At 67.9% G+C, this 17,943-nt stretch carries 18 protein-coding genes; 16 read left to right on the top strand and 2 right to left on the bottom strand.

Going from position 1 to position 17,943, the window contains the following annotated elements:
* Positions 1-9 precede the first annotated feature (9 nt).
* The 14 genes from nirD to ACCC97_RS05685 all read left to right on the top strand — a co-directional run bounded on the left by nirD (position 10) and on the right by ACCC97_RS05685 (position 13,991).
* A complete protein-coding gene (gene nirD, locus ACCC97_RS05750; RefSeq protein WP_413331837.1) occupies positions 10-405 on the top strand; it encodes a nitrite reductase small subunit NirD in 396 nt (131 codons plus the stop codon).
* Positions 406-480: 75 nt separating this feature from the next.
* Positions 481-3,276 carry a molybdopterin-dependent oxidoreductase gene (locus ACCC97_RS05745; RefSeq protein WP_413331836.1) on the top strand — a complete coding sequence of 932 codons (2,796 nt, stop codon included), beginning with the start codon at positions 481-483 and terminating at the stop codon, positions 3,274-3,276.
* A gap of 100 nt (positions 3,277-3,376) precedes the next feature.
* Positions 3,377-4,282, top strand: a complete 906-nt coding sequence (gene ybiB, locus ACCC97_RS05740; protein ID WP_413331835.1) for a DNA-binding protein YbiB — start codon at positions 3,377-3,379, stop codon at positions 4,280-4,282.
* Positions 4,279-5,082 (top strand): uroporphyrinogen-III C-methyltransferase, encoded by an 804-nt coding sequence (gene cobA, locus ACCC97_RS05735; protein ID WP_007833673.1) that lies wholly within the window; start codon positions 4,279-4,281, stop codon positions 5,080-5,082. The genes ybiB and cobA overlap by 4 nt, the downstream gene beginning before the upstream one ends.
* Before the next feature lie 86 nt (positions 5,083-5,168).
* Complete coding sequence (locus tag ACCC97_RS05730) at positions 5,169-6,284, top strand: ABC transporter ATP-binding protein (RefSeq protein WP_413331834.1); 1,116 nt, start codon at positions 5,169-5,171, stop codon at positions 6,282-6,284.
* Between the two features lie 70 nt (positions 6,285-6,354).
* Complete coding sequence (locus ACCC97_RS05725) at positions 6,355-7,623, top strand: ABC transporter substrate-binding protein (RefSeq protein ID WP_413312574.1); 1,269 nt, start codon at positions 6,355-6,357, stop codon at positions 7,621-7,623.
* Between the two features lie 16 nt (positions 7,624-7,639).
* Positions 7,640-8,557, top strand: coding sequence for an ABC transporter permease (locus tag ACCC97_RS05720; protein ID WP_413331833.1), 918 nt, complete (start codon positions 7,640-7,642; stop codon positions 8,555-8,557).
* A gap of 1 nt (position 8,558) precedes the next feature.
* Positions 8,559-9,449, top strand: a complete 891-nt coding sequence (locus ACCC97_RS05715) for an ABC transporter permease (RefSeq protein ID WP_007833679.1) — start codon at positions 8,559-8,561, stop codon at positions 9,447-9,449.
* A 63-nt stretch (positions 9,450-9,512) separates the two neighbouring features.
* Entirely contained in the window at positions 9,513-10,637 is a 1,125-nt protein-coding gene (locus ACCC97_RS05710; protein WP_007833683.1) for a sterol desaturase family protein, read from the top strand.
* Positions 10,637-11,425, top strand: a complete 789-nt coding sequence (locus ACCC97_RS05705) for a YaeF family permuted papain-like enzyme (RefSeq protein ID WP_413331832.1) — start codon at positions 10,637-10,639, stop codon at positions 11,423-11,425. The genes ACCC97_RS05710 and ACCC97_RS05705 overlap by 1 nt, the downstream gene beginning before the upstream one ends.
* Positions 11,422-12,639: an NAD(P)/FAD-dependent oxidoreductase gene (locus ACCC97_RS05700; protein ID WP_007833686.1), complete on the top strand. Its 1,218-nt coding sequence runs from the start codon at positions 11,422-11,424 to the stop codon at positions 12,637-12,639. The genes ACCC97_RS05705 and ACCC97_RS05700 overlap by 4 nt, the downstream gene beginning before the upstream one ends.
* A gap of 110 nt (positions 12,640-12,749) precedes the next feature.
* The gene (rpsU, locus tag ACCC97_RS05695; RefSeq protein WP_007833691.1) at positions 12,750-12,962 is read left to right on the top strand and encodes a 30S ribosomal protein S21; all 213 of its coding nucleotides are present in this window, start codon (positions 12,750-12,752) and stop codon (positions 12,960-12,962) included.
* A 109-nt stretch (positions 12,963-13,071) separates the two neighbouring features.
* Positions 13,072-13,521, top strand: a complete 450-nt coding sequence (locus ACCC97_RS05690; RefSeq protein WP_007833692.1) for a GatB/YqeY domain-containing protein — start codon at positions 13,072-13,074, stop codon at positions 13,519-13,521.
* Positions 13,521-13,991, top strand: a complete 471-nt coding sequence (locus ACCC97_RS05685; protein ID WP_007833693.1) for an NUDIX domain-containing protein — start codon at positions 13,521-13,523, stop codon at positions 13,989-13,991. Before ACCC97_RS05690 ends, ACCC97_RS05685 begins: the two co-directional genes overlap by 1 nt.
* Positions 13,992-13,997: 6 nt before the next feature.
* On the opposite strand, the gene ACCC97_RS05680 is transcribed toward ACCC97_RS05685, so the two are convergent.
* A complete protein-coding gene (locus ACCC97_RS05680; protein WP_413331831.1) occupies positions 13,998-14,753 on the bottom strand; it encodes a sulfite exporter TauE/SafE family protein in 756 nt (251 codons plus the stop codon).
* A gap of 101 nt (positions 14,754-14,854) precedes the next feature.
* Here ACCC97_RS05680 and ACCC97_RS05675 point away from each other — a divergent pair, with 101 nt between their 5' ends.
* Positions 14,855-15,760, top strand: coding sequence for a LysR substrate-binding domain-containing protein (locus ACCC97_RS05675; protein ID WP_413331830.1), 906 nt, complete (start codon positions 14,855-14,857; stop codon positions 15,758-15,760).
* 27 nt (positions 15,761-15,787) lie between these two features.
* Here the strand turns inward: ACCC97_RS05675 and pmbA are convergent, their stop codons facing one another.
* On the bottom strand, positions 15,788-17,158 hold the full coding sequence (gene pmbA / locus ACCC97_RS05670; protein ID WP_007833703.1) for a metalloprotease PmbA: 1,371 nt from the start codon (positions 17,156-17,158) through the stop codon (positions 15,788-15,790).
* 106 nt (positions 17,159-17,264) lie between these two features.
* Here pmbA and yjgA point away from each other — a divergent pair, with 106 nt between their 5' ends.
* The gene (yjgA, locus tag ACCC97_RS05665) at positions 17,265-17,921 is read left to right on the top strand and encodes a ribosome biogenesis factor YjgA (RefSeq protein WP_413331828.1); all 657 of its coding nucleotides are present in this window, start codon (positions 17,265-17,267) and stop codon (positions 17,919-17,921) included.
* The last annotated feature ends 22 nt before the right edge of the window (positions 17,922-17,943 follow it).

Raw genomic sequence — 17,943 nt, 5'->3', positions numbered from 1 at the left:
AGAGCCACCATGAGCGATTGGAAAGTCATCTGCCGCATCGACGACATCCCCGTGCTCGGCGCCCGCCGCGTGGCGCGGCCTGCCGGCCTGGACGTCGCCGTGTTCCGCAATGCCGAGGACCAGGTGTTCGCGCTGCTCGACCGCTGCCCGCACAAGGGCGGCCCGCTCAGCCAGGGCATCGTGTTCGGCACCAGCGTGGCCTGCCCGCTGCACAACTGGGCGATCGGGCTGGACGACGGCTGCGCCAAGTCGCCCGACGAAGGCTGCACGCCGAAGTTCGCCGTGAAGGTGGAAGACGGCGTGGTGCATCTCGACGCGGGCGAACTGGCCACGCACGCCATCGACCTGCCACGCCCCATTGCCGGTCCCAAGGTGTTGTCCCCTCTCCCTCTGGGAGAGGGCTAGGGTGAGGGCAGCAGCGTGACCTTCGTGAGCGCCGTCAACCCTCACCCCCGCTCGCTCCCGGAGGGAGCGGGTGCAATGCGGGAAACCCGCTCCACCTGCCCCTACTGCGGCGTAGGCTGTGGCGTCATCATCGAATCGAGTGGCGACGAGATCACCGGCGTGCGCGGCGACCCCGATCATCCGGCGAATTTCGGCCGCCTGTGCACCAAGGGCTCGACGCTGCACCTCACGGCCAGCGCAACGGTCACGCGGCAGACGCGGCTGCTGCAGCCCATGCAGCGCCTGGTGCGCGCGGAAGCGCCCGTGGCGGTTGCGTGGGACACCGCGCTCGACAACGCCGCAGGCAAGTTCGCGCAGGTGATCCGCGACCATGGCCCCGACGCGGTCGGCTTCTATGTGTCGGGCCAGCTGCTCACCGAGGACTACTACGTCTTCAACAAGCTCGCCAAGGGCCTGGTCGGCACCAACAACGTCGACACCAATTCGCGCCTGTGCATGAGCAGCGCGGTCGCCGGCTACAAGCAGACGCTGGGCGCCGATGCGCCGCCGGCCTGCTACGACGACCTGAAGCATGCCGACTGCCTGTTCATCGTGGGCAGCAACACGGCGTGGGCACACCCCATTCTTTTCCGCCGCATCGAGGACGCGAAGGCCGCGAACCCCGCGCTCAAGATCATCGTGGCCGACCCGCGCCGTACCGACACGGTCGAGATCGCCGACCTGTTCCTGCCGATCCAGCCCGGCACCGATGTGATGCTGTTCAACGGCATGCTGCACCTGATGCTGTGGGAAGGCTGGATCGATGCGAAGTACATCGCCGCCCACACCAGCGGTTTCGACGCGCTGAAGGCCATCGTGCGCGAATGCACGCCCGACAAGGTGGCGCAGGTCTGCGGCATCTCGAAGGACGACCTGCTCGCGGCCGCACGGCTGTTTGCCACATCGCCTGCCACGCTGAGCCTGTACTGCCAGGGCCTGAACCAGTCGTCGAGCGGCACGGCGAAGAATGCCGCGCTCATCAACCTGCACCTGGCGACCGCGCAGATCGGCCGGCCCGGCGCGGGCCCGTTCTCGCTGACCGGCCAGCCCAATGCGATGGGCGGACGCGAGGTCGGCGGCCTGGCCAACCTGCTGAGCGCGCACCGCGACCTGGCGAACCCCGATCACCGCGCCGAAGTGGCCGCGCTGTGGGGCGTGCCCTCGGTGCCCGAGAAGCCGGGCAAGACGGCGGTCGAGATGTTCCAGGCCGCGGCCGACGGCGAGATCCGCGCGCTGTGGATCGCCTGCACCAACCCCGCGCAATCGATGCCCGACCAGGCGACGGTGCGCCGCGCGCTGGAGCGCGCCGAGTTCGTGGTGGTGCAGGAAGCCTTCGCCACCACCGCCACCTGCGCCTTCGCCGACCTGCTGCTGCCCGCCACCACCTGGGGCGAGAAGGAAGGCACCGTGACCAACAGCGAGCGCCGCATCTCGCGCGTGCGCCCGGCCGTTGCCGCACCTGGCGAGGCGCGCAACGACTGGTCGATCGCGGTGGCCTTCGCGCACCGGCTCGAACGGCAGCTCGGCCGCCCGTCCACGCTGTTCCCGTACGAGACGGCCGAATCGGTCTGGAACGAACACCGCGAATCGACGCGTGGGCGCGACCTCGACATCACCGGCCTGAGCTACGCGATGCTGGAAACCGCCGGCCCGCAGCAATGGCCGCTGAAGGAGGGCGAAAGCACCGGCCGCGTTCGCCTCTACGAAGACGGCGTGTTCCCCACGCCCGACGGCCGCGCCCGTTTTGTCGACACCGTCTACAAGCCGGTGGCCGAGGCCCGCGAAGCGCGCTACCCCTTCTCGCTGAACACCGGCCGCCTGCGCGACCAGTGGCACGGCATGAGCCGCACCGGCACGGCCGGCCGGCTGTTCGGGCACGTGTCGGAGCCAGTCGTGCAGATGAACGCGCAGGACATGGCGCGCCGCCAGATCGGCGAAGGCGACCTCGTGCACCTGACCTCGAAGCGGGGCTCGATCATGCTGCCCGCGCGCGCCAGCGCCGAGATCGGCCTGAGCCAGGCCTTCGTCGCCATGCACTGGGGCGAGGAATACCTGAGCGGTTGCTCGTCGACCGGCGTGCGGCTGGCGGGCATCAACGCGCTCACCACGCCGGCCTATTGCCCGACCTCGAAGCAGCCCGAGCTGAAGCACACGCCGGTGAAGATCCTCAAGGCCGAACTGCCGTGGTCGCTGCTGGCCATGGCCTGGCTGCCCGCCGACGCGGCACTGGCCGCGCACCGCGCGCTGCAGCCGCTGATGGCGCTGTTTCCTTTTGCGACCTGCGTGCCGTTCGCGGGCAACACCCAAGGCCAGGAGCGCAGCGGCATCCTGTTCCGCGCCGCCGCGCACGACGCGCCCGACGAGGCGCTGGTCGAGAAGATCGAAGCCCTGCTCGGCCTGCAGACCGCCGACACCCTGCGCTACGCCGACCGCCGCCGCGGCCAGCGACGCTCCGCGCGACTGGTGCGCCGCGCCGACGGCAGCGCCGGCCTCGAGGCCTTCCTGCTGGGCGGCGACACCAGCGCGGAAGCCTGGATCGCCACGCTGCTGCGGGAAGAGCTGCCGGCACAGAGCTATGGCCGCCTGCTGCTGTCGCCGGGCTCGAAGGCACCGGTGGCGGTGCAGTCGCGCGGCAAGACGGTGTGCACATGCTTCAACGTCGCGGACGTGGCGATCCAGACCGAGCTGGGGCGCTGCAGCGGCACGGCCGACGAGCGGCTGGCCAAGCTGCAGGGGGCCCTGAAGTGCGGCACGAACTGCGGATCGTGCATTCCGGAACTCAAGCGGATGGTGCGGGCGACGCCGGCCGAGGCCGAAGCGGTCACCCCATGATTCCCCGTCTTGCTCCCTCCCCCGCTGGGGGAGGGAGCCAATCCAAGGCATAAGCCATCTCGCATTCCGGCATAAGCCTTGCAGGACAATCCATCCACCCATGGGAATCAGCCAATACATCAAGGAAATCGGCCGCGGCGCGCGAGGCGCCAAGCCGCTCACGCGCGAACAGGCCACCGACCTGTTCGGCCAGGTGCTGGACGGCACCGTCACCGACCTCGAGATCGGCGGCTTCTGCCTGGCCATGCGCATCAAGGGCGAAACGCCCGAGGAGATGGCCGGCTTCCTCGATGCGACCCATGCGCGGCTGAACCGCATCCCGGCCGGTGACCGCCCGCTGGTCGTGCTGCCGAGCTACAACGGCGCGCGCAAGCTGCCGGTGCTCACGCCGCTGCTGGCGCTGCTGCTGGCCCGCGAAGGCCTGCCGGTGCTAGTGCATGGCAGCGCAAGCGAAACCTCGCGCGTGCTCGCATCGAACGTGCTCACGGCACTCGGGCTGCCGCCGATGGCCGAAATCCGCCCCATCGCCAACGGCGAAGCGGCCTTTGCGCCCACCGAGCTGCTGAACCCCGCGCTCAAGCGCCTGCTCGACGTGCGCCGCGTGGTCGGCCTGCGCAACCCCGGCCACAGCGTGGTCAAGCTGATGCAGCCCACCGCCGGCCCCTGCGTGGTGATCGCGAGCTACACGCACCCCGAATACGCGCGCACCATGGGCGAGACCTTCGAGCTCACGGGCATGACCGCCCTGCTCTCGCGCGGCCTCGAAGGCGAAGTGGTGTCCGACCCGCGCCGCACCGCGCAGATCGACGGCTTCGTGCGCGGCGTGCGCACCGAGCTGCAGGCGCAGCAGGCCGGCACCGCCGCCGAAGTGCCGGGCCTGCCGAAGGAAATCGACGTCGCGACCACCGCCGACTACACGCGCCGCGTGCTGGCCGGCGAGCTTCCCGTGCCCGAGGCCATCGCAACGCAAGTCAGGCACATCACGCAACTGGCATCCCACGCATGAACAACGCATCCACTCTCATCACCGGCCACTGCACCCTGGTCGGCGCCGGCCCGGGCGACCCGGAACTGCTGACCGTCAAGGCCGTGAAGGCGATCCAGGCCGCGACGGTGCTGCTGGTCGACGACCTCGTGAGCGACCAGATCGTGCAGGCCTACGCCCGCCCCGGCGCGCGCATCGTGCACGTGGGCAAGCGCGGCGGCTGCAAGAGCACGCCGCAGGCATTCATCGAGCGACTGATGATCACCGCGGTGCGCGAAGGCGAGACCGTGGTCCGGCTCAAGGGCGGCGACCCGTTCATCTTCGGCCGCGGCGGCGAAGAGGTGGAGCACCTGCGCGAAGCCGGCATCGAATGCGCCGTGGTCAACGGCATCACCGCGGGCCTCGCGGCCGTGACCTCGCTGGGGGTGCCGCTCACGCACCGCGACCATGCGCAGGGCGTGGTGTTCGTCACCGGCCACGCCAAGACCGGCGCGGGCGCGGGCGAAGACCCGACCGACTGGCGCGCGCTGGCCGCGACGGCCTACAACGCACGCCTGACGCTGGTGATCTACATGGGCGTGTCGGGTGCCGCGCACATCGAACGCGAGCTGCTGCAAGGCCTGCCGGGCGACACGCCGGTGGCGGTCATCCAGCATGCGAGCCTGCCGCACCAGCGGCACATCGCGACCACGCTGGGCAACCTGCAGAACGGTATCGCCAAGGCCGGCCTGGCCAGCCCGGCGGTGATCGTGGTAGGCGACGTGCTGCGCGGGCTGGCAGCCGCTGAGGTACCGGTGGACGCGGACAAGTTCGGTACCTGATCGGCACCTGACCAGGGCGAGGACAGCACGAGCGGCACGGGCGCCGCGCACCACAACGTGGCATGGATCGTGCTGAGCCATCGGCAATGAATGCCGTCGCCACGCCCGAACCCGCCGCAGTCGAGATCGTCGCGCTCACCAAGCGCTATGCCCCCGGCACACCGGCCGCCGTCGACCGGATAGACCTGCGCATTGCCAGCGGCAGCTACTGCTGCCTGCTCGGCCCGTCGGGCTGCGGCAAGAGCACCACGTTGCGCATGATCGCGGGCCACGAGTCCGTCACCAGCGGCGACATCCTGCTGGACAACCGCAACATCACGAACCTGCCCGCCGCCGCGCGCGGCACCGCGATGATGTTCCAGAGCTTCGCCCTCTTCCCGCATCTCTCGGCCACCGACAATGTGGCCTTCAGCCTCAAGATGAAAGGCGTCGGCAAGGCCGAGCGCCATCGGCGCGCCAACGACCTGCTCGCGCGCGTCGCCATGGGCCACCTGGCCGCGCGCAAGCCCGGTGAACTTTCGGGCGGCCAGCAGCAGCGCGTGGCGCTGGCGCGGGCGCTCATCACCGAACCGCGCGTGCTGCTGCTCGACGAGCCGCTCTCGGCGCTCGACCCCTTCCTGCGCATCCAGATGCGCGCCGAGCTGCGGCGCTGGCAGAAGGAACTGGGCCTGACCTTCGTGCACGTCACGCACTCGCAGGAGGAGGCGATGGCGCTGGCCGACACCATGGTGGTCATGAACCACGGCGTGATCGAGCAGGTCGGCTCGCCGCACGCGGTCTACAACCATCCGGCGAGCGAATTCGTGGCACGCTTCATGGGCGGCCACAACGTGTTCGATACGCCGGCCGGCCCGATCGCGGTGCGCAACGACCACATGCGGATCGCCGCGGCAACGGATGCCGCCACGGCGGCCGGCTTGCCCGCCACCGTCACCGACGTCGAGTACCAGGGCACCTACGTGCTGCTCGGCCTGGCGCTCGACGCCGTCGCGCCGGGGCGCCAGAACGTTTCGGTGCTTCTGGGCGAGGCCGCCTTTCTTTCGCGCCCCTATGCGCAAGGCGAGGCGGTGCGCCTTTCGTGGGCCGAGGCCGACGCTCGCGTGCTCGGCCCCGGCGCCAGGCCGCCGGGCGAGCGCGTGCCGGCGCCCGTCAACGCAAACGCCCTGCGCGACGACACGGCCGCACTCGCCCTGACCCTGTGAGCGCTCCAGTAGCCCGCTTTCTCGTTTTCCCGCGTTCGTCCCCTTCCACTTTTTTTCTGGAGACCTAGCCATGACCGACCCCATCGACTCGTCCACCGGCGTCAAGCGCCGCACCCTTCTGCAAGGCACGGCCGGCATCCTGGCTGCGGGCGTCGCGCCCTTCGTGCATGCGCAGGAGAAGGTCGTGCTGCGCTACCTCGGCACCGCCGTGAACCAGGACAAGGCCATCGCCGAGAAGTTCAAGGCCGACACCGGCATCGAGATCCAGTACGTGGCCGTGACCACCGACGACGTGACCAAGCGCGCAGTCACCGCGCCGAACAGCTTCGACCTGATCGACACCGAGTTCTTCTCGCTCAAGAAGATCGTGCCGACCGGCAACCTCAAGGGCATCGACACCAAGCGCGTGAAGAACGCCGACAAGATCACCTCGCTCTTCACCAAGGGCGAAGTGGCGGGCAAGAAGGTCGGCAGCCAGGGCACGGCGCCGGTCAAGGTGATCTACCTCGAAGGCGAGAAGAGCAAGGCCTTCGCCAAGTCGGCCACGCAGTTCATGTCGCTGATCCCGACCACCTACAACGCCGACACGCTGGGCATCCGCCCGGACCTGATCAAGCGCCCCATCGGCTCGTGGGCCGAGTTGCTGAACCCCGAGTTCAAGGGCAAGGCCGCGATCCTGAACATTCCGTCGATCGGCATCATGGACGCCGCGATGGTGGTGGAGGCCAAGGGCATCCACAAGTACGCCGACAAGGGCAACATGACCAAGGCCGAGATCGACCTGACGATCAAGACCCTGATCGAAGCCAAGAAGGCCGGCCAGTTCCGCGCGCTGTGGAAGGACTTCAACGAGTCGGTGAACCTGATGGCCTCCGGCGAGGTGGTGATCCAGTCGATGTGGTCGCCCGCCGTGACGGCCGTGCGCAGCAAGGGCATCGACTGCACCTTCCAGCCGCTCAAGGAAGGCTATCGCGCCTGGGCATCGGGCTTCGGCCTGCCGGCCACGCTTTCGGGCAAGAAGCTCGACGGTGCCTATGAATTCATCAACTGGTTCCTCGATGGCTGGGCAGGCGCCTACCTCAACCGCCAGGGCTACTACAGCGCCGTGCTCGACACCGCCAAGACCAAGATGGAAGCCTACGAGTGGGCCTACTGGATGGAAGGCAAGCCCGCCACCCAGGACATCAAGAGCCCGCAGGGCGACGTGATCGCCAAGGCCGGTGCGGTGCGCGACGGCGGCAGCTACGAGCAGCGCATGGGCGGCATCGCGTGCTGGAACGCGGTGATGGACGAGAACGAATACATGGTCCGCAAGTGGAACGAGTTCGTTGCGGCCTGACCTTCGACCTGAGCTTGTGAGCGCTCCTTCGACCAGCGCGTCCGTCGCCACCACGCCCATCCATGCTGTGAAAGCATGGTGGCAGGCGGCGCCGTTCGCGCTGGTGTTCCTGCTGTTCTTCCTGATCCCGCTGGCGCTGGTCGCCATGGTCAGCCTGTGGAACTTCAACGAGTACGAGCTGATCCCGGCCGTCACGCTGCGCAACTACCTGAGCCTGTTCGAGGGTTGCGCGAGCCTCACCGACAACGGCGACCTCTGCGTCACGCTCAACACCTACCTGAGCACCTTCAAGTTCTGCGTGCTGGTGTGGGGCATCACGCTGCTCGTCGGCTTTTCGGTGGCCTACTTCCTGGCATTCCACGTGCGCTCGTCGACCATGCAGACGGTGCTGTTCGTGCTGTGCACCGTGCCCTTCTGGACCTCCAACGTGATCCGCATGATCTCGTGGGTGCCGCTGCTGGGACGCAACGGACTGGTCAACCAGGCGCTGATGGGCATGGGCCTCGTGAACCAGCCGGTCGAGTGGCTGCTGTTCTCCGACTTCTCGGTGGTGCTGGCCTTCGTGCACCTGTACACGATGTTCATGATCGTGCCGATCTTCAACAGCATGATGCGCATCGACCGCTCGCTGCTCGAAGCGGCCAGCGACGCGGGCGCCTCGGGCTGGCAGACGCTGTGGAACGTGGTGGTGCCGCTGTCGCGCACCGGCATCCTGATCGGATCGATCTTCGTCATCACGATCGTCATGGGTGACTTCGTCACCATCGGCGTGATGGGCGGCCAGCAGATCGCGTCGATCGGCAAGATCATCCAGGTGCAGACCTCGTACCTGCAGTTTCCGCTGGCTGCGGCCAACGCCATGATCCTGCTGGCGGTGGTGCTGATGATCATCTGGGGCCTGACCCGGATGGTCGACATCCGCAAGGAGCTCTGAGATGCAGACACCCATCGGCGCCCAGCGCGCGCCCGGTTTCTGGCCGCTGGCCACCGTGTTCGGGCTCTTCGTGCTGTTCCTTTACGGCCCGATGATCACGATCTTCGTTCTGAGCTTCCAGGGCCCCGAAGGCGGCCTGACCTTTCCGCTGCGCGGGCTGTCGCTGCACTGGTTCTACAAGCTGGCCGAAGGCCTGGGCACCGTCGACATCGGTGCGGCCTTCCGGCGCTCGCTGGCGCTGGGTGCGGTGGTGATGGCTTTCACCGTCGTGCTGTCGGTGCTCGCCGGGCTCGCATTCCGCAAGAAGCTCGCGGGCAGCAACGCCCTGTTCTTCGTGACGGTCGCCAGCCTCATCATGCCGTCGATCATCATTTCGCTGGGCATCGGCCTGCAGTTCCGGCTGCTCGACACGGGCATCAAGAGCTTGCTCACGGCCGTGGACGCAACCACGCTGCTCGAGGGCTACGGCACCGCGCTCGGCCTGTTCAGCTCCGCCCTCGGCGCGCACCTGACGTGGACGCTGCCATTCGGGCTGCTCATCATGTTCGCGGTGTTCAACCGCTTCAACCCGGCCTACGAGGAAGCCGCGCGCGACCTCGGCGCAACGCCGTGGCAGACCTTCCGCTTCGTGGTGCTGCCGCTGATCGGCCCATCAATCGTTGGCATCGGCATGTTCGGCTTCACGCTGTCGTGGGACGAGATTGCCCGCACCTCGCAGGCCATCGGCGACGTCAACACGCTGCCGCTCGAACTGCAGGGGCTGACCTCGACGGTGACCACGCCTTCGATCTATGCGCTCGGCACGGTGACCACCGTGGTGTCGCTGCTGGTGATGGCGGTGGCGCTGGGCGCGGCTGCCCTGCTGCGCCGGCGCTCCGTGCGGAAGGCGTGAGCGTTTTCCTACAGCCGCCTAAAATCGCGCCCCAACAAAAGCGCAAGCAAGAAAGAGGCGGAAATGCTCGAGAAACTCAATGAATTCACGGAAAGCCACGGCGAATTGCGCCGCGGCCGAGGCCTGGTCACGGGAACCATCGCACTGAGCCTCGGCATTCTGTGCTTCCTCGGTGTGCTGGCCTTCCACTTTCCGCAGTACCTCACCACGCCCGAGCTGCGCAAGAGCTACAACGTCGACGTGATGCGCTTCATCCTGCTGGCGGCCATGGTGATCTCGGGCGGGCTGTCGCTGGTCAACATCATCTTCAACCGCTCGCGCTGGCTGTCGTCGGCCGCGTTCCTGCTGGTAGTGGCCTCGGCGCTGCTGGGCGGGCACAAGGTGCCCGTGCACGACTTCGCGGACAACACGCCGTACATCGGGCTGGACTGGTTCATCCTCGACCTGCTGGGCTCGTCGCTGATCTTCATCTTCATCGAGAAGCTCTTTGCGCTGCGCAAAGACCAACCCGTGTTCCGCGAGGAGTGGCAGACCGACTTCCACCACTTCGTGGTGAACCACATGATCGTGGGCTTCGTGCTGCTGGCCACCAACCTGATGGTGCACAAGTTCTTCGGCTGGGCCGCCAACGACGGCATCCGCGGCTGGGTGGGCAACCTGCCGTTCTGGGCCGGCATCCTGCTGATCATCCTGGTGGCCGACCTCGTGCAGTACTGGACGCACCGCGCGTACCACGAAGTGCCGGTGCTGTGGCGCCTGCACGCGGTGCACCACAGCGTGAAGAGCATGGACTGGATGGCGGGCTCGCGCCAGCACATCCTCGAACTGCTGATCACGCGCACGCTGGTGCTCGCGCCCATCTACGTGCTGGGCTTCAGCAAGGAAGTGATCGACGCCTACATCGTGGTGGTGGGCTTCCAGGCGGTGTTCAACCACTGCAACGTGAGCGTACGGCTCGGCCCGCTGCGCTACCTGATCGTGACGCCCAACTTCCACCACTGGCACCACAGCCAGGACATCGAGGCGCTCGACAAGAACTACGCGGCGCACTACGCCTTCCTCGACTACCTCTTCGGCACCGCGGTGAAGAGCACCAAGCTCTGGCCCGAGAAATACGGCGTGCTGGGCGACTACGTGCCCAACGGCTTCTTCAAGCAGCTGAAGTTCCCCTTCGTCTGGAAAGGCTGATGCACTCCCGCTTCCGGACTTTCGCGGCCCTCGCTGCCGCGGGCGCCGCCTTGCTGCTCACGGCCTGCGCCACCCGCGTCGACCTGCCGACCAAGGACGCCGGCCTGCGCGTGCGGGTGCAGAGCTCGGTCATCGCACCGGGCAACGGCGGCGAGCTCATCGCCGCCGACGCGCTGGCGCCGGGCGACATCCTGCTGACCTCCATCGCCACGTTGAACTCCTTCGGCATCCGGCTGGGCACCTTCTCGCCGGTGAGCCATGCGGTGCTCTACCTCGGCGACGGCCAGATCGCCGAAGCCGTGGGCACCGGCGTGCGCGCACGGCCGCTGGCCGAGGTGGTCGATGAAGAGCAGATGGTGGTGGCCTTCCGCGTGCCGGGCGTGGACGAAGCCAGTGCCGGGCGCATGCGCGAATGGGCGCTGTCGCAGGTCGGCGCGCGCTACAACACCGTGGGCGTGCTGCTGAACGCGCCTTTCGTGCTGAACCGACGCCTGTGCGAGCTGCCGCTGATGCCGGGCGCAGTCAGCCACTACTGCATGAGCGGCATGGCGATGGTTCAGTTGGGCGCGAGCCGCGACGACCAGTTCTTCTGCTCGCAGTTCGTGCTCGAGGCCTACCGGCAGGCCGGCCTGCCGATCACCAGCGCCGATCCGCGCTGGGTGAGCCCGGCCGACTTGCTGCACATGCGCGAAGGCGACGTGCCCTCCATCGCCGCCACGCAGCCGCTGCGTTATGTGGGCCACCTCAAATACAACCCGCCGCCGCTGCTCGCGGCAGACGGCCCTTGAGCGCGCCCGCGTCTTCCCGCTTCGACGTCGTCGTGATCGGCGCCGGGGCCGCCGGGCTGTTCTGCGCCGGCATCGCAGGCCAGCGCGGGCTCAAGGTGCTGGTGGTGGACCACAGCGAGAAGGTGGGCGAGAAGATCCGCATCTCGGGCGGCGGCCGTGCCAACTTCACCAACCGTGATCTCGATGTGCGCGCGCCGCAGCGCCACTTCATCGGCGACAACCCCAATTTCTGCCGCTCGGCGCTGTCGCGCTACGCGCCGCAGCAGTTCATCGAACTGGTACAGAGGCATGGCATCGCCTTCCACGAGAAGCACAAGGGGCAGCTGTTCTGCGATGGCTCCTCACAGCAGATCGTCGACATGCTGCTGGCGGAATGCGAGGCGGGCGGAGTCGAGCGCTGGCAGCCGTGCAAGGCCGGAAACATCACGCTGACGGGCTCTGGCAGCTATCGAATCGAGAGCAGCCGCGGTGCCATCGAGACGCCGAAGATCGTGGTTGCCACCGGCGGCCTGTCGATTCCCCAGATCGGCGCCAGCGACTTCGGCTACCGCATCGCCGAGCAGTTCGGCCTGCGCCTCGTCGCGCCCCGGCCAGCGCTGGTGCCGCTGACCTTCGGCGGCGAGGCCTGGGCGCCGTATGCCGAACTGGCCGGGCTCGCGCTGCCGGTGCGCATCGAGACCGGTGCCAGGAAAGAGAAGACGGCATTCCTCGAAGACCTGCTGTTCACCCACCGAGGCCTGTCGGGCCCGGCCGTGCTGCAGATTTCGAGCTACTGGAAGCCCGGCACCCCGCTGACGCTCGATTTCGCGCCGGGCACGAACGTGGCCGAGGCGCTCGGCGAAGCCAAGCTGCGCTCGAAGAAGCGCATCGCCAACGAACTGGCCACGCTGGTGCCCTCCCGGCTGGCCGACGCCTGGGTCGGCCAGGACCCGGCCCTGCAGCGCCCCGTCAACGAGGCCGCCGACAAGGCGCTGGCCGCCCTGTCGGAGCGCATCGCCCGCTGGCAGATCACGCCCAGCGGCACCGAAGGCTACAAGAAGGCCGAGGTAACGGCCGGCGGTGTCGACACCCGCGACCTGTCGTCCCAGACCATGGAATCGAAGCAGCCGGGCCTGTATTTCATCGGCGAAGTGGTCGATGTGACGGGTTGGTTGGGCGGATACAACTTTCAATGGGCCTGGGCGAGCGCGCATGCCTGCGCAAGCGCGCTATAATCTCGGGCTAACTTCTGGCCTCCCCTCAACGGCCACCAAAGATTTCAGTTGAGGAACCCCGGCTTTGGGCCTCGATCTCCCCGAGCCAACTTCAGTTCAACGATTCATCAATGACCACCATCCGCGTTAAAGAAAACGAGCCCTTCGACGTCGCACTGCGCCGTTTCAAGCGCACCATCGAAAAGCTCGGCCTGCTGACCGACCTGCGCGCCCGCGAGTTCTACGAAAAGCCGACCGCCGAGCGCAAGCGCAAGAAGGCCGCCGCGGTCAAGCGCCACTACAAGCGCGTGCGCAGCATGCAGCTGCCCAAGAAGCTGTACTAAGCAACGCCCCCGGGCGGCAGGCCTCGACGAAAGTCGGCGCCGTCGCCCAGTTGCCTCAGCCGCGCCAGGGAAACCTGCCGCGGCTTTTGTTTTTGCCAAAGGTTGCCGAATGACTCTCAAAGAACAGATCACCGAAGACATGAAGACGGCGATGCGCGCCAAGGACTCCGAGCGCCTCGCCACCATCCGCCTGCTGCTTGCAGCCTTGAAGCAGAAGGAAGTCGACGAGCGCGTGGAACTCGACGACGCCATGGTCGTCGCCATCGTCGACAAGATGGTCAAGCAGCGCAAGGACTCGATCGCCGCCTTCACCACCGGCGGCCGCATCGACCTGGCCGACAAGGAAGCTGCCGAGATCAAGGTGCTCGAGGTCTACCTGCCCCAGCGCATGAGCGCCGATGAAACGGTGGCCGCAGTGAAGGCCATCGTGGCCGAACTGGGCGCCAGCGGCCCCGGCGACATGGGCAAGGTGATGGGCGTGGTCAAGACCCGCCTCGCCGGCAAGGCCGACATGGGCCAGGTCAGCGCTGCCGTCAAAGCGGCCCTGACAGGCGCCTGATGAGCACCGGCAGCCCCCGCGCCCCGATCCTCAAGGCCTGTGCCTGCCTGGTCGACGCGCAGGGCCGGCTGCTGGTGTTTCGCCATCCCGAGGATGGCAACATGCAACTCCCCAAGGGCACCATCGAGCCCGGCGAGTCGCCCGAGATCGCGGTGTGCCGCGAGCTGCTCGAAGAATCGGGCATCGACTACGCCGGCCCGCTGCAGTCGCTCGGCACGCTCGACCGCGAATGCGAAGCCGGCGTCGAGGGCAACACGCACCGCCATCCGCAGCTGTGGCACCTGTTCCTGATGCGCGCCGAGGGCGGGCTGCCCGAGACCTTCATGCACACCGCCACCGGCAGTCCCGAAGAAGAAGGCCTCATCTTCCTGTTCAGCTGGCTCGAACCCGGCGATGCCATCGACGACTTCGCCCTGCCCTACCGCCAGACCATCGAGCGCGTGCGCACGGCCCTGCTGCTCGCGGCCTGAGCCTTTTCAGCCCGCGGCGCGCGTGGCCATGTACACGCCCAGCAGCGCCAGCCCGACCAGGAAGCAGCGCCGGAACACCGCCACCGAAAGCCGCCGCCGCAGCCAAGTCCCGAGCACCATGCCGCCGATGGCCGGCACCAGCATCGCGATCGACCCGCCCACCGCAGACGCCGGATAGCTCCCATTTCCGGCCAGCCCCATGGCCAGCACCACGGTCGAGGTGGTGAACGAAATCCCCATCGCCTGGATCAGCGAGTCGCGCTGGAACCCCAGCGCCTGCAGGTACGGCACGGCCGGCACCACGAACACACCGGTCACGGCCGTCACCAGCCCCGTGGCGATGCCCGCCACAGGCCCCAGCCAGCGCGCCTGCCCCTCGGCTACGTGCAGCTGCCGCCCCGTCAGCCCCCAGCCCGCATAGAGCACCAGCGCCACGCCGAGCGCCACCGTCGCCCATGCCCCCGACGGCACGCCCAGCCACAACGCGCCGCCCAGCGTGCCGACGACGATCCCCGCCTGCATGCCGCCGATGCGCTCGAGCACCGGCAGGAAGCTCGCGCGCGGCCCGGTCTGCCAGACGTTGGTGACCAGCGAGGGCACGATCAGCAGTGCCGCCGCCTGCACTGGCGGCATCCACAGCGCGAGCAGCGCCATCGACACCGTGGGCAGCCCCAGCCCGATCACGCCCTTGATCACCCCGGCCAGCAGGAACACGGCCGCTGCGGCAACCCAGAAGCCCGTCAAGTCGTTCGAATGCATCATCGCGGCCGAGTCTGCCGGGCAATGCCGCACCGGGAAATGCGGTGTTCGCAGAGCCGGCCTCAGGCTGGGACTGAGGCTCTTGATGCACACTCCGCCGAACCATGCGATTCGATCTCACCGACCTTCGGCTTTTTCTCAACGTGGTCGAAGCCGGCAGCCTCACCGGCGGCGCCGGGCGTTCGCACATGACGCTGGCCTCCGCGAGCCAGCGCGTGCGCGGCATGGAAGACGCCCTCGGCAGCCCGCTGCTCACGCGCCACGCGCAGGGCGTGCGCGCCACCGAAGCCGGCCGCACGCTGCTGCACCATGCGCGCGTCGTTCTGCAGCAGATGGAACGCCTGCGCGGCGAGCTCGGCGAATACGGCCAGGGCCTCAAGGGCCACGTGCGCTTCATGTGCGGCACCTCGGCGCTGACCGAGCACCTTCCCGAGGTGCTGAGCCGCTTTCTCGCCGAGCATCCGCGCATTTCGGTCGACCTCGAGGAGCGCGCCAGTCCGGACACGGTGGAAGCGCTGCGCGGCGGCCTGTGCGACATCGGCATCGTCTCGGGCGCCATCGACAGCGAAGGCCTGGAATGCCACCCCTTTCGCCGCGACGACCTCGTGCTCGTGATGCCCCGCGGCCACGCGCTGGCCGGACGCCGGCGCCTGCGGCTAGCCGACGTGGTCGACAGCGAATTCGTGGGCCTGCCTGCGAACAGTGCGCTGCAGCAGCTGATCACCCAGCATGTGCGCGCGCTCGGCAAGCACCTGGCCTACCGGGTGCGCGTGCGCAACTTCGAGGCCGTGTGCCGCATGGTGGAGTACGGCATCGGCGTCGGCATCGTGCCGCAGACCGCGGCCGAACGCTGCGCGCGTTCGATGAAGATTGCGCGCGCCTCGCTCTCCGACACCTGGGCGGAACGCACGCTGATGGCCTGCGTGCGTTCGTCGGAAGACCTGCCGCTCAATGCGCGGCGCATGCTCGAGCACCTGATCGCACCGCCCGCAGAAGCTGCAAAGAAGTGACCGGTGGGCGGGCGCCCGCCCAGGGGCTCAGCTGCCCGCGATCTTCATGCGGTTCACCAGGACCGACCCCGTGGTCTTGGCGCCGAAGGTGTAGGCATCGGCCCCGATGGCCTCGATGCCCATGAGCATGTCCTTCAGGTTGCCGGCGATGGTGATCTCCTGCACCGGGAAGGCGATGCGGCCCTTCTCAACCCAGAAGCCACTGGCGCCGCGCGAGTAGTCGCCGGTCACGTAGTTCACGCCCTGGCCCATCAGCTCGATCACGAACAGGCCGGTGCCGAGCTTGGCGAGCATGGCGTCGAGGTCGTCGCCGTGCTTGGTGAGGCGCGAGCTCAGCGTCAGGTTGTGCGAACCGCCGGCGTTGCCGGTGGTCTTCATACCCAGCTTGCGGGCCGAGTAGGTCGAGAGAAAGTAGCCTTCGAGGCGGCCGGCATCGACCACCTTGCGCGCCCGCGTGGTCACGCCTTCGTCGTCAAAGGGCGAACTGCCCTTGCCGCGAATGAGGTGCGGGTCTTCGGCCACATCGACGTGCTTGGGCAGCACTGGCTTTCCCAGCGAGTCGAGCAGGAAGCTGCTCTTGCGGTACAGCGCACCCCCGCTCACGGCCTGCACCAGCCCGCCCAGCAGGCCCACGGCCAGCGGCGACTCGAACAGCACCGGGCATTCGGTGGTCTTGATCTTGCGCGACTTCAGGCGGCTCAGCGCCCGTTCGGCGGCGTAGCGGCCCACGGCCTGCGGGCTGGCCAGTTCGCCGGCCGAGCGCATGGAGCTGTACCAGGCATCGCGCTGCATGTCGTCGCCCTTGCCGGCGATGGGCGCCACCGAGATCGAGTGCCGCGAGCTGGCATAGCCGCCGCGAAAGCCGTGCGTGTGGGCGCTGAAGAAGTGGCTCTGCTGCGCCGAGACGCCCGCGCCTTCGCTGTTGGTGATGCGCTTGTCGGTCGTCAGGGCCGCCTCTTCGCATTCCAGCGCCAGCCTGGCGGCCTGCTCGCTCGTCACGTCCCAGGGATGGAACAGGTCGAGTTCGGGGTGCACCTTGGCGATGTCCTCTTCGTCCGGCAGGCCGCTGACGGGGTCTTCGGCCGTGAAGCGGGCGATGTCGTAGGCCGCCTGCACGGTCTGCTTGATGGCGGCGTCGGAGAAGTCGGAGGTGCTGGCGTTGCCGCGGCGGTGGCCCACGTAGACCGTGATGCCCAGCGACTTGTCGCGGTTGCGCTCGACGTTTTCCAGCTCGCCCTTGCGTACCGAGACGCTCAGGCCGCAGCCCTCGGAGGCCTCGGCCCCGGCGTCGGTGGCGCCGAGCTTCTTGGCATGGGCCAAGGCCGAGTCGACCAGGTTTTCGAAGAAGGAGCGGCTGTAGGCGAAGCCGGAATCGGCGCGCGAGGAGGATGTCGTCATGTGGTGGCTATGATACTTGCGCCCCCCATTTCCCGTTTTCCCCCCAGCTTCCCACTGCGCATTGCACGCGTTGCAACGCCGCACGGTGCGGCCCAGAATCCACCTCATGTCCCGCAAACCCAAAAAAGGCTATTTCGTCCGTGGCCAGTTCGTAGCCGAAGGCAGCGAACTCGACCTTGAGCTCAAGCGCGAGCTCAAGGGCTCCGACGAAGCCAGCCGCACCGATCTCAAGCGCGAAAGCGACGAATTGCAGAAGCTCGGCACCGAGCTGCTCACACTGCGCGCCGGCCTGTTCGACGCACTCCAGCTCGACGAGAAACTGGTCGACGCCATCGCCGAGGCCAAGCGCATCACCAATTTCGAGGGCAAGCGCCGCCAGATGCAGTTCATCGGCAAGCTCATGCGCAAGCTGGAGCCCGAAGTGCTCGAGGCAGTGAAGCTCGCCCTGAGCGAACAGAACAGCGTGCCGGCCGCCGAAACCGCCGCCCTGCACGAGGCCGAACGGTGGCGCGACCGGCTGATTGCCGACGACGACGCCCTGGGCGGCTGGATCGAAACCCATCCCGCCACCGACTCGCAACAGCTGCGCGCGCTGGTGCGTCAGGCCCGCAAGGACATGAAGTCCGGCCCGGCCGGCGAAGCGCCGCGCCAGGGCAAGGCCTATCGCGAAATCTTTCAGCTCGTGCGCGCGCAACTGGCAGTGCACGGAGGCGCGGACCATGCGGCGGCCGCCGCCGCACAAGACCGGGAAGACGACGCATGAGCCCCTTGTCTTTCTCCCTCCC

The organism is Variovorax sp. Varisp85 (assembly GCF_047304045.1).
Taxonomy (GTDB): domain Bacteria; phylum Pseudomonadota; class Gammaproteobacteria; order Burkholderiales; family Burkholderiaceae_C; genus Variovorax.
Note: the sequence above shows the minus strand (reverse complement) of the source record. Positions and strands in the feature narration are given on the sequence as shown.

Excerpts from the sequence above, each read along its gene's own strand:
- ACCC97_RS05685 (WP_007833693.1), top strand. The coding sequence starts at position 13,521 with ATGAGCACCGGCAGCCCCCGCGCCCCGATCCTCAAGGCCTGTGCCTGC.
- ACCC97_RS05715 (WP_007833679.1), top strand. The coding sequence starts at position 8,559 with ATGCAGACACCCATCGGCGCCCAGCGCGCGCCCGGTTTCTGGCCGCTG.
- nirD (WP_413331837.1), top strand. The coding sequence starts at position 10 with ATGAGCGATTGGAAAGTCATCTGCCGCATCGACGACATCCCCGTGCTC.
- ybiB (WP_413331835.1), top strand. The coding sequence starts at position 3,377 with ATGGGAATCAGCCAATACATCAAGGAAATCGGCCGCGGCGCGCGAGGC.
- ACCC97_RS05690 (WP_007833692.1), top strand. The coding sequence starts at position 13,072 with ATGACTCTCAAAGAACAGATCACCGAAGACATGAAGACGGCGATGCGC.
- pmbA (WP_007833703.1), bottom strand. The coding sequence starts at position 17,158 with ATGACGACATCCTCCTCGCGCGCCGATTCCGGCTTCGCCTACAGCCGC.
- ACCC97_RS05680 (WP_413331831.1), bottom strand. The coding sequence starts at position 14,753 with ATGATGCATTCGAACGACTTGACGGGCTTCTGGGTTGCCGCAGCGGCC.
- cobA (WP_007833673.1), top strand. The coding sequence starts at position 4,279 with ATGAACAACGCATCCACTCTCATCACCGGCCACTGCACCCTGGTCGGC.
- ACCC97_RS05730 (WP_413331834.1), top strand. The coding sequence starts at position 5,169 with ATGAATGCCGTCGCCACGCCCGAACCCGCCGCAGTCGAGATCGTCGCG.
- ACCC97_RS05675 (WP_413331830.1), top strand. The coding sequence starts at position 14,855 with ATGCGATTCGATCTCACCGACCTTCGGCTTTTTCTCAACGTGGTCGAA.
- rpsU (WP_007833691.1), top strand. The coding sequence starts at position 12,750 with ATGACCACCATCCGCGTTAAAGAAAACGAGCCCTTCGACGTCGCACTG.
- ACCC97_RS05710 (WP_007833683.1), top strand. The coding sequence starts at position 9,513 with ATGCTCGAGAAACTCAATGAATTCACGGAAAGCCACGGCGAATTGCGC.
- ACCC97_RS05745 (WP_413331836.1), top strand. The coding sequence starts at position 481 with ATGCGGGAAACCCGCTCCACCTGCCCCTACTGCGGCGTAGGCTGTGGC.
- ACCC97_RS05705 (WP_413331832.1), top strand. The coding sequence starts at position 10,637 with ATGCACTCCCGCTTCCGGACTTTCGCGGCCCTCGCTGCCGCGGGCGCC.
- yjgA (WP_413331828.1), top strand. The coding sequence starts at position 17,265 with ATGTCCCGCAAACCCAAAAAAGGCTATTTCGTCCGTGGCCAGTTCGTA.
- ACCC97_RS05725 (WP_413312574.1), top strand. The coding sequence starts at position 6,355 with ATGACCGACCCCATCGACTCGTCCACCGGCGTCAAGCGCCGCACCCTT.